The sequence below is a fragment of the Bilifractor porci genome (assembly GCF_009696005.1).
In the GTDB taxonomy this organism is placed as follows: Bacteria; Bacillota; Clostridia; order Lachnospirales; family Lachnospiraceae; genus Bilifractor; species Bilifractor porci.
Window position 1 is genome coordinate 1 of the sequence record NZ_VUMV01000018.1, and the last position, 1,702, is coordinate 1,702.

Here is a 1,702-nt window from a genome sequence, read left to right on the forward strand (position 1 = left end):
ATACATTGGTAGAGGAGCATTGGGGCGGCGGCGAAGCGGTACCGAAAGGGGCCGTGGAGCCTCCCCAAGAGAGAATGCCGGAATGAGTAGCGAGAGAGAGGTGGGAATCCTCTCGGCCGAATATCCAAGGTTTCCAGGGTAAAGCTGATCTTCCCTGGGTAAGTCGGGACCTAAGGCGAGGGCGCGAGCCGTAGCCGATGGACAACAGGTTGAGATTCCTGTACTGCATGGCAGCAGAACTGTGGGGACGCATGTGGAGAGCACAGGCGCGGAAAGGAAAGCCGCGCGCAAGCGGGGGAGGGGACGCCCAGGCAAAACCGGGCGCCAACCCAAAGACGTGAAGCGGAGCGAAGTATAGTAGCGAAGTGTGTGAGCCATGTGCCGAGAAAAGCCGCTATAGCCTGCCATGTACCCGTACCGTAAACCGACACAGGTGGGTGAGGAGAGAATCCTAAGGCCGACGGAAGAAGCATTGTTAAGGAACTCGGCAAAATGACCCCGTAACTTCGGGAGAAGGGGTGCCCTTGAAAGAGGGCCGCAGTGAACAGGCTCAAGCAACTGTTTAGCAAAAACACAGGTCTATGCGAAACCGGAAGGTGAGGTATATGGGCTGACGCCTGCCCGGTGCTGGAAGGTTACGAGGAGGGGTCAGCGCAAGCGAAGCCCTGAATCCAAGCCCCAGTAAACGGCGGCCGTAACTATAACGGTCCTAAGGTAGCGAAATTCCTTGTCGGGTAAGTTCCGACCCGCACGAAAGGCGTAATGATTTGAGCACTGTCTCGACAATGCATCCGGTGAAATTGAAGTACCAGTGAAGATGCTGGTTACCCGCGCCAGGACGGAAAGACCCCATGGAGCTTTACTCTAGTTTGGTACTGGGATCTTGTATTGCATGTACAGGATAGGTGGGAGACGGAGATGGCGTGGCGCCAGCCGCGCCGGAGTCGGTGTTGGGATACCACCCTTGCATTATGAGGTTTCTAACCTGCGCCCGTAAGCCGGGCGGGGGACAATGCCAGATGGGGAGTTTGACTGGGGCGGTCGCCTCCGAAAGGGTATCGGAGGCGCCCAAAGGTTCCCTCAGGATGGTTGGAAACCATCCGCAGAGTGCAAAGGCAGAAGGGAGCCTGACTGCGACACCGACGGGTGGAGCAGGTACGAAAGTAGGGCTTAGTGATCCGGTGGTATTAAGTGGGAATGCCATCGCTCAACGGATAAAAGCTACCCTGGGGATAACAGGCTTATCACTCCCAAGAGTTCACATCGACGGAGTGGTTTGGCACCTCGATGTCGGCTCATCGCATCCTGGGGCTGTAGTAGGTCCCAAGGGTTGGGCTGTTCGCCCATTAAAGCGGTACGCGAGCTGGGTTCAGAACGTCGTGAGACAGTTCGGTCCCTATCCGGCGTGGGCGCAGGAGTTTTGAAAGGAGCTGTCCTTAGTACGAGAGGACCGGGATGGACGGACCGCTGGTGGACCTGTTGCACTGCCAGGTGCAGGGCAGGGTAGCCAAGTCCGGAAGGGATAAACGCTGAAGGCATCTAAGCGTGAAGCCCCCCTTGAGATAAGAACTCCCATTCGAAAGAAGTAAGACCCCTTGAAGACGACGAGGTAGATAGGGCAGAGGTGGAAGTGCAGCAATGCATGGAGCTGACTGTTACTAATCGGTCGAGGGCTAGATCAGGGAAGCGCGGAAGCGGAGCA

General features: G+C 56.9%; 1 rRNA gene. It reads left to right on the forward strand.

Going from position 1 to position 1,702, the window contains the following annotated elements:
• Positions 1-1,682 (forward strand): 23S ribosomal RNA (locus FYJ60_RS12380); the annotation flags it as partial.
• Between the last annotated feature and the right edge of the window lie 20 nt (positions 1,683-1,702).